General features: G+C 58.3%; 6 protein-coding genes, 2 tRNA genes and 1 pseudogene. 6 read left to right on the top strand and 3 right to left on the bottom strand.

Annotation, left to right across the window (positions count from 1 at the left end; genetic code table 11):
• Positions 1 to 19: 19 nt before the first annotated feature.
• Complete coding sequence (locus Q4B98_RS08675) at positions 20 to 1330, bottom strand: PrsW family intramembrane metalloprotease (RefSeq protein ID WP_303196791.1); 1311 nt, start codon at positions 1328 to 1330, stop codon at positions 20 to 22.
• A 68-nt stretch (positions 1331 to 1398) separates the two neighbouring features.
• A tRNA-Arg gene (locus Q4B98_RS08680) sits at positions 1399 to 1474 on the bottom strand.
• A gap of 141 nt (positions 1475 to 1615) precedes the next feature.
• Between Q4B98_RS08680 and Q4B98_RS08685 the strand changes: the two genes are divergently transcribed.
• The 3 genes from Q4B98_RS08685 (at position 1616) to Q4B98_RS08695 (ending at position 3625) form a co-directional block, all read left to right on the top strand.
• Positions 1616 to 2788 (top strand): MFS transporter, encoded by a 1173-nt coding sequence (locus Q4B98_RS08685; RefSeq protein WP_303196793.1) that lies wholly within the window; start codon positions 1616 to 1618, stop codon positions 2786 to 2788.
• Between the two features lie 71 nt (positions 2789 to 2859).
• On the top strand, positions 2860 to 3468 hold the full coding sequence (orn, locus tag Q4B98_RS08690) for an oligoribonuclease (RefSeq protein ID WP_303196794.1): 609 nt from the start codon (positions 2860 to 2862) through the stop codon (positions 3466 to 3468).
• A gap of 81 nt (positions 3469 to 3549) precedes the next feature.
• Positions 3550 to 3625 (top strand) — tRNA-His (locus Q4B98_RS08695).
• 141 nt (positions 3626 to 3766) lie between these two features.
• Here Q4B98_RS08695 and Q4B98_RS08700 read toward each other — a convergent pair.
• Positions 3767 to 5101, bottom strand: a complete 1335-nt coding sequence (locus Q4B98_RS08700; protein WP_303196771.1) for an amidohydrolase family protein — start codon at positions 5099 to 5101, stop codon at positions 3767 to 3769.
• A gap of 120 nt (positions 5102 to 5221) precedes the next feature.
• Here Q4B98_RS08700 and Q4B98_RS08705 point away from each other — a divergent pair, with 120 nt between their 5' ends.
• From Q4B98_RS08705 to Q4B98_RS08715, 3 genes and pseudogenes are all read left to right on the top strand, one after another.
• Complete coding sequence (locus Q4B98_RS08705; protein ID WP_303196772.1) at positions 5222 to 6658, top strand: amino acid permease; 1437 nt, start codon at positions 5222 to 5224, stop codon at positions 6656 to 6658.
• Between the two features lie 61 nt (positions 6659 to 6719).
• Positions 6720 to 7364: pseudogene (locus Q4B98_RS10620) on the top strand (hypothetical protein).
• Positions 7365 to 7618: 254 nt separating this feature from the next.
• Complete coding sequence (locus Q4B98_RS08715) at positions 7619 to 8671, top strand: glycoside hydrolase family 3 N-terminal domain-containing protein (protein WP_303196796.1); 1053 nt, start codon at positions 7619 to 7621, stop codon at positions 8669 to 8671.
• Positions 8672 to 9274: the final 603 nt, after the last annotated feature.

Below are 9274 nucleotides of genomic sequence, written 5' to 3' on the forward strand. Positions count from 1 at the left end.
GATCCCTCCTGCTCACTCGTCAGGCCTGCGGCGGCGCCCACTGCAACTCATTACTGACTCGCTGACTCCGACGTCGCCTGAGGAATGCGGGTAGCCTCGGTTTGGACAGTTTGGCACCTCGGGCCACGGTGACAGCCATTGGACGCAGCGAATTCATGCGATTGATGAGCTGACTTTGACGCGTGCCCGGATCGTCGTCTAGCCCTCGAACGACAGCGTCACGCAGATAAGCCAAATCCGTCCCAGTACGCAGGAATTCCAAGGTGTGCCACCAGCGACGCGGACCCTGGCTGAAGGCCACCAAACTTGCCCACTGACGACGCCACAGGGCTGAAAGAGTGTCGGCGTCGGATTCCGGCAACCACCCTGCCTTGACGTAATCGTCGAGACGATTCCGGATTGTCTTACCTTCTCTCACCATGCGGATGATGACGAAGACCACAACAGAGATGACAATCGCAAGGGCAACGTACCAAAGCTTTTTCAAGGTCTCCATCGGCAGCACCGAGGAGAATCCGTTAAACAGCATGTGTCCAATCACGGCAACGACGAACCCGGTCACTGGGGCCAGGATCCGCACCAGCCGACTGCGCGACCGTAGTCCCAGGGCCAGACCGATACCCGTCATGCTGGTGAACAGGGGGTGCCCAAAGGATGTGTAGACACCTCGCAGCATGACCATCTCCAAGACGGCCTGCTTCGGATCACCGGCAGCTGCAGTCACGCGAGCGTAGTTGTCGGCTCGAGCGTAATACATGATGTTCTCGACGAAGGCGAAGCCAATCGCCGACAGGCCGGCCATGCTCACCGTCTGAACAACCGACGTCATGCGTTTGCCTGCAACGACGGCCAATCCGAAGAGAACCATCGCCTTGCACGATTCTTCCACGAAAGGAGCCGAATACACCGCAGGACCTGCACCAGCGGTCGGATCAACCCCGCCTGCCACCGACAACATCCCAGCCATCCAGGTATTGACGTGCATACTCATCCAGGTCGCTATGCACGCTCCCCAGCAAAAGCACAGGAACCATACATGAAGGTGCCGCGTCCTGAACCGGTCGATAAGGATGAAGATCGCTGACCAGACAGCCGCCGTCGGCCACGCATAGTGGAGACCAAGCTTGAATGACCGGTTCGTGATACCCGGAACCACGCCCTTTTGTCCGTCGCTCTCCACCACAGTGTCCGCATGCATCATGAGGTAGGTGTGAACCATCGCGGCCGCCGAGGCCAGCACCACGATGAGCAGCACCCACAACCACGGGTTACGCAAGAGACGTTGCCACCAAGGACGACGCACAATGGGAGCGGGGGCAACGTGGGACATATCTGAAAGACTACCGGGCACCCGGGACAGTTTTGGCTGGGCCAATTCCTCGCCACGCAGAACACCGATGGCGGCCCGGGTGGGAATCGAACCCACGCGCGACAGATTAGAAGGCTGCTGCTCTATCCGCTGAGCTACCGGGCCATCATCGACATCCTATCGAGGTCGGGTCACCATGGCCCATTTCGTCTCAACCACGTGGCGAACATCACTCCAGGTGGGTGTCCGAGGCCCTAACCTTTTCCCGTGCTTCATTCGACGCCCACGAAATCCTCCACCCCACCAGTGAAGTGGTCGTCGATCATCATCTGTGCTTACCTACCGACGTTGATGTCGTCGTTGGGCTACGGCGCGGTAATTCCGCTAATTCCGCTCACCGCAGTTCACAATGGTGCTTCCACCGCCCTTGCTGCCGCGATCGCCGCGCTCGTCGGCATCGGCCAGATCATCGGAGATGTCCCTGCCGGATGGCTCGTCACCAAGATCGGCGAGAAGTGGTCGTTAGTTATCGCCATGCTCATCGACGCCGCAGCCCTCGCGTCCATGGGGTTGGTGGACCAGCTTGGTCTGCTCGCCATCGCGGTGCTCGTCAACGGGATGGCCGGGGCCGTATACGGCATCGCCCGGCAGAACTACCTGACGGTCGCCATTCCATACCAATACCGCGCACGCGCCCTGTCCACTCTGGGCGGCGTATTCCGCGTGGGCCGGTTCGTCGGTCCGTTGGCAGGGTTGTGGATTCTCCGGGAATCTTCCATGCCGTGGGCATATGGATTTGCAGCCATTACCAGTGTGCTCGCAGCTGCCGTGACCACCGTCATGCCCGACTTGCCGCCAGTCGAAACCCCAAATATCGCTGAAGACGAGGCCCCCGCCAAGATCTCAACCTGGACCATCGCCCGCAACAACTCGAAGGTGTTCTTAACGACAGGTCTGGGAGTGACGGCACTCATGCTTGTTCGGTCAGCCCGACGCTCTTTGGTACCGCTGTGGTGCAACGCGAACGGACTTACCCCAGCTACCACAGACCTCATCTACGCCTGGTCGATGGCCGCCGATGTCTTGCTCTTCCTGCCGGGCGGGGCTCTCATGGACAAGTTCGGACGTTGGTGGGTGGCAGTACCGTCGATCTTCATTCAGGCCATCGCTTTACTCGTCCTACCGCTAGCCCACACCGCAATAACCATTGGCACCGTCGCCATCATTATCGGTATCGGAAACGGTGCCAGCTCAGGCATCGTCATGACCCTGGGATCCGACGCATCCCCCGACATCGGACGACCTCAATTCCTGGCAGCCTGGCGACTGCTCTCGGACACCGGAACGGCCCTAGGACCTGTCGTCGTCACCCTGGTCACCTTGGCGTGGCCGTTATCGTTAGCCAGCATCGTGATGGCCATCATCGGCCTGGCGGGCAGCTACTGGATGGGACGCTGGGTACCGCGCGGCAAACGATGAACAGCTTCTGTGACAACAGCTGAAAGAGACCATGTCGTCGCCACCAACTAGTCTGTAGTGACGTGAGAGATATGTTGGTGTGGATTGATTGCGAGATGACCGGGCTCGACCTGGCCCAGGACGGACTCATCGAGGTGGCCGCGCTGGTCACCGATGGGCAGCTTAACGTCCAGGGCGAGGGAGTGGACGTCATCATCAAGCCTGAACCCGAGTGGCTCGAGCACATGAATGACTTCGTGCGAGATATGCACACCAAGTCCGGACTCCTCAAGGAACTCGACAACGGGATGACGATGGCCGAGGCCCAGAAACAAGTGCTCGACTATATCCGCACCTATGTCCCGCAGGCTGGCAAAGCTCCGTTGGCCGGAAACACCATCGGCACCGACCGTTCCTTCCTGGCCAAGGACATGCCGGAACTCGAATCCTACGTCCACTACCGCAACGTTGACGTGTCCTCCATCAAAGAGCTGGCGCGACGGTGGTACCCGCGCGCCTTCGGCCATACCCCGGAGAAGCAGGGGAACCATCGCGCTCTCGCAGACATCAAGGAGTCCATCGAGGAGCTGATGTACTGGCGCGAGGCTCTCATGGTTCCCTCCCCCGGTCCAGACGCGGACCGCTGTGACGAGATCGCGGCCAAATACCAGGGTTTCCTCACCGGAGCCGGCAAGGACTGACGTCAACGACAGGGCGGGGAAAAGTTGCATTCCCGCTCTGGAAACCGGTACTCTTCTCGGGTTGCCTGATGGAGGCACATGGTGGCTATAGCTCAGTCGGTAGAGCACCTGGTTGTGGTCCAGGGGGTCGCGGGTTCAAGTCCCGTTAGCCACCCCAGTTCCTTTTGAGAGGTCGATTCCTTCAATCGGGTTCGGTCAGCGGGTAGCTAGGCCGCGATTTCCTAACAGCCTTGAATGTATCCCCCAGACTGACGATCTGAGCACCCACGTCACTTATCTGTTCGTCGGGGCCCTGTCATCACCTGCGGAGGGTGTCGAGCAACTCATCAATATCGCCGAACCTCTCCACAGTCGGGGTGTCAATGACATTGCCCCTGACAACAATCGTCTCGACTCCCTCAAGTGCCTTGAGATCGTCAAGCGGATTGGCTCCCAGCACCAGCAGATCTGCCGACAGTCCCGGCTCCACCGCACCCGTCACAGATTCCAAACCGAGAATCTTGGCATTGACACGGGTGACGGCCTCCAGGGCCCGAGCCGGGGACAACCCAGTCCGAGAGACCAGAAGGTCAAGCTCGCGCCACATGGCGTAATGGGGAGAAAAGGTCATCGAGGAATCCAAACCGGACCCGAGCACCACATCGTTCGTGATCGCGTCGCGAATCCCCTGGACCATCGAATCAAGCACGATCCGAGCGTTCTGCTGGACGATTTCGCTGGCCCCGGTCATCTTGGAGTCGACCTCAACCAGCGGCGCAGCGGCCAACAGAGTCGCATCGAGAGCCGACCAACCACGCAGCGACTTCGGATTGTCATGGAACAGCTCGACAATCTCGTCGGTCATGGCCGAGCCGTGCTCGATGGTGTCAACACCAGCCTTGAGGGATCTCAATACCCCCTCAGGACTCTGGGCATGCGCAGCGACAAGCACACCAGCCGAATGAGCTTCCTCACAGATTGCCGTCATTTCCTCGGTCGTCATCTGGGGTCGACCGGCCTCGCCTAAGGCTTTCGCATCGGTAACACCACCAGTCGCGGCAATCTTGATAGAAGTAGCCCCCAGACGCAGATTCTGGCGCACCGCCTTGCGTCCTTCCCAAGGAGAGTCGACGACCCGGGAAAGACCCAGATCCGCGCCATGACCTCCAGTAATGGCCAACATCGGACCTGACGCCATCATGCGGGGCCCCACCCACTGTCCGGATTCGCTCTCACGGGCCAAGGTGACAGCCTCGTTGTCATATTCGCCGAGACTGCGGAAGGTCGTCACACCTGAGTTGAGTTCGGCATCCGCAAATGCCCGGGCACGTTCACGCAGCATCGGGCGCCCGAATGGAGTTTTCCAAAACCCGACGATCCCCCGCGAGAGTGCCGGATTCATCAACGCTTTGGGTAACGGACGTCCGTTGGCCAGCAGGTGAGCGTGGGCATTGATGAGCCCTGGCATAACCCATTTGCCTGCGCAGTCGATCCGCCGCTGAGCCGCCGTGGCTCGATCAGCGAGTTCCTGACTAGATCCGACGGCCTCGATTGAACCATCCTCGGCAACAAGTACAGTTTGGTCAGCCAGCACAGTTCCATGACGGTCGCACGTCAGAACGTTGGCACTGGTAAGAGCAACTGTCGTGGCCATGTCGTCATCATCTCCTCATAAAACGACGCTCGTCTTCTAGCATTATCCGGAGTCCTTACCCTCAGCAGTAGTTGCACAATGTGAGACGGTATCCCGAATCTGAACTCCTCCGGGGCGACAATGCTCCCCATGAATCGCGAGAACCACGATGTGGCTGGCGATACGCAGCACCTGCGTCGCAGCCTGAGCAACCGCCACATTCAGCTCATCGCCATCGGTGGCGCCATCGGAACCGGCTTGTTCATGGGATCCGGAAAGTCCATCAATACCTCGGGTCCAAGCATCGTGGTCGCCTATTTCTTGATAGGTGTGATGCTCTTCTTCGTCATGAGGGCCATGGGCGAGTTGTTGCTGCACAACCTGCAATGGAAATCCTTTCAGGACTTCGCCGCCGATCTGCTGGGACCTTGGGCAGGATTCTTCCTCGGCTGGACATATTGGTTGTGTTGGGTTGTCACAGGTATGGCCGATGTTATCGCCATTACCTCGTATTGGGGCTACTGGACCCACGACCGAATGTGGTCCTTCGTCCTCACCGCAGCTACCTTGCTTCTGCTTCTGGTCCTCAATCTGTTGACGGTCAAGCTCTTCGGCGAACTGGAGTTCTGGTTTGCCCTCATTAAGATCGTTGCGATCGCCATTCTCATCGTCGTAGCGGTCGTGCTCGTCGCTATCGGGTTCACCTCGTCGAGCGGACACCAGGCCTCGGTGTCGAACCTGTGGACCCACGGCGGATTTGCCCCAAAGGGCTGGAGTGGGTTCTTTGGAGGTTTCCAGATCGCCGTCTTCGCCTACGTCGGCATCGAGCTGGTCGGCACGACTTCAGCGGAAACCCGCGATCCCCACAAGACGATGCCCAAAGCCATCAACGCGGTCCCGGTGCGAGTCCTGGCGTTTTATGTCGTGGCCCTGCTCGCCATGATGTGCGTCACCCCGTGGAACCTCATCCAGCAGGAATCTTCCCCATTCGTCCAGATGTTCGGACTCATCGGCTTCACCGCAGCTGCGGGCATCATGAACTTCGTCGTGTTGACCTCAGCCGCATCCAGCGCCAACTCCGGGGTCTACTCAACCTCTCGTATGCTTTACGGACTCGCTCACAAAGGCATGGCGACGAAAGCCTTCGGCAAGCTCACCCGCCATGGCGTTCCGGGATGGGGCCTGTTATGCACCATCATCCTCATTGCTTCAGCCCTCATTCTTGCCGCAGAAGACTCGGTCATAGGCGCCTTCACCCTGGTGACGACGGTCTCTTCAGTGCTATTCATCTTCGTATGGAGCATGATTCTGGTTAGCTACATCGTCCATCTACGTCGCAATCCTCAAGCCCACGCCGAATCGATTTACCCCATGCCTGGCGCTCATGTCATGCCGTGGGTGGTATTGGCCTTTTTCGTCTTTATCATCGTCATTCTCACGGGCGCGACCGACACTCGTCACGCTCTCCTCGCCACCCCGGTGTGGTTTATCGTGCTCGGCGTCGCATGGGCTATCGTGCGTCGTCGCTCTCACCGCGATGACTTGGAAACCACCCCAACAATTGACACCGGCTGTTAGTCCAGACCGGCCCTCGACCGCTGCAGCGAGGGGGCTGCAATTAGGTCTTTAGGGGTGAATCATGTCCGACAAAGACGCCACCGCCGAATCGCCGACAAGCAGTACTGGCATTCCCTACATCCTCGACGAGGTGCTCGGCCAAGGCTCAATAGGGACGGTCTGGCGTGGCCACCATCTCGGCGACGGAACCCCTCGAGCCATCAAGGTCCTCAACCCCGAACCGATGAGGGACAAGGGTACGTCGAGGCGCTCCATCCAAAAGCGCGACATCCTGATGTCCGTCATTGCCGACGCGGTCGTCCCCGTAACGCACAGCGTCGCCTACCACGACCCGCGAGAACTCGTCGGGACGCCGCTGTTCAACCAAGCTCACACGGCGACGCCAACTCCCGTTTTATGCCAGCGCGAACAGCGACAGCTCATGCCACGGTGACGACGATGGCCGCACCCTTGGCTAGTGCTCCAGGCCAGGTCAAGCTGCCTGCCGGCGCAACTGAGTGTGGCCAAATCACGTGGGTCGCCAACAGCAGCACCGCATGTTCCTTTGCTGTGAGCCTGGCTGGGTTCGATGCCCCAAAACCATCCATCGAATTATCGCGCAGAGCCTCAATCCGAAAATTCCCACACGTTCTTCTGTAATGTCATTGCTGCCTACGTCGACTGCAGTAGCCGGAACATCGCGGTATATCTCATTACTCCGCGATAACCGTCCTGGTTCTGTTGGCAATGGAAAGGTTGTGAAATAATCTGACTATGAGGCGTCGAACAATCATTGCAGCTGGTTTGAGCGCGCCATTGGCTGGATGTGTTCCAAAAGCGAATTCCCCAGCCGAGGCACCATCGCCCGCGCCCGTGACGTCGTCCCCCGCTGAGACGTCACTTACCGCTCCGTCATCAGACATTCCGGCTCCCACCCCGACCTATTCGCCAAAGCCAGCGGAGAAGGTAACCCCGATCCCTATGGATCCGCGAGCCGCCGACATCGTGGCCGATATGTCAGTAGCAGAACGCGCTGGCCAGTGCATTCTCGTCGGGGTCGTTCCCTCGGACTCTCCCGAATATATCGCCAATCTCATTGACGCCAACTGCCTCGCCGGCATATTCGTTCTTGGCCACTGGACCAAGAAGTCCAAGCTCGCAACCATGCTCAACGCCGTCAACAGCGTCAGCCCGCATGGAATCAAACCCATTGTCGCAACCGATCATGAGGGCGGCGACATTCAAAACATCCGGATTCCTGGGGTTGACCGATTGCCAAGCCAAGAAGCTTTGGCTCAGATGTCCCCCGCCAAAGCCCAATCCGTGGCGAAAAGGGGCGCTCAGCAACTTGCCGATCTTGGCGTCCACATGATCTTCTCGCCCGTCGCCGATGTCACTGATCCTGATCTCGGCACGAAAAACAAACCAATTGCCAAACATCATCGTGGTTTCGGTACCGATCCACACAAGTGCGGCCAATACGCAGCATCCGTCATTGCTGGACACCGCAAGGCTGGGATCATTTCAACCACCAAACATTTCCCTGGGATTGGACGTATTGCCGAAAACACGGACTTCAAGGCATCCGGAATTACCGACACTAAGACTACTTGGCATGACCCATATCTCCAATCGTTCCGCATGGCATTCAATGCCGGATCCGAAGCTGTCATGATCGCCTCAGCGTATTACTCGGAGATCGACCCGGGAACTCTTGGATTGTTCTCGCCCAAAATCATGACCGACATGCTTCGTGACGACTTCGGATATCAGGGACTTATCGTTTCCGATGACTTGGGCAATTCAGTTTCAGTGTTTTCCGTCGACGGTGGAAACCGGGCACGCAAATTCGTCTCTGCCGGGGGCGACCTCGCAATTACCGCTGATCCCGGGCTGGCAGGTCCCATGATTCGAGCGTTGACGTCGATGGCTGAGTCTTCCTCAGGAAATAAACGTCTCAACGACGCAGCTCGCCACGTCATTAACGTCAAATTAGCGCATTCGCTAACAAAACAAGGAAAAAGGAAATCGTGATTGACAATGAATCCTCCTCATTGCAATTGAGGTCGTAAGTCAAGGCAGAATTCTCGCTTATCCGAATGATGTAGTCGGCCAGGCTAAGCAGCCCCGACCCTCGCTACAAGGGTGTTCCATATCCCCATTCATGGTCTTGGTGGCACCGTCCACTATTGGGTAGTGCCGACGCGACAGGCAAAGACCAGGAAACCAGACGTTTCCTGCATCAGAAAGGCCAGCGTCGAGACGCCTCCTGATTTCAGCGAGTAATTCACCCACTCCCATGCTCCCGACGTCCTGGCCGCGCATCAAAACTTCATCCACGACATCGGCTGACCGCCAGGTGACCGCGAATCCAAGTGCATTTTGTCGGCGCAGGGTCCGGCTAACCACGCTTGCGATGACCTGGGAAAGCTTGTTGGTCGTGGGGGGTCCTAGTGGGTATGTGTCATCCCTTACAGGAAAACACGCCTGTGTGGTTGCGTGTAGGAGGAACCCGCACGTATGCGTGTGCGTGCAAGGAGGGGGGTGGGGTTGTTAACACGATAACCGTGTTAACAGTCCCACCCCCTCTCTTTGTGGAGTGTGTATTCCGGCAGTGTCCTACTCTCCCACATGATC

The sequence above is a fragment of the Cutibacterium sp. genome (assembly GCF_030525615.1).
Classification (GTDB): Bacteria; Actinomycetota; Actinomycetes; order Propionibacteriales; family Propionibacteriaceae; genus Cutibacterium.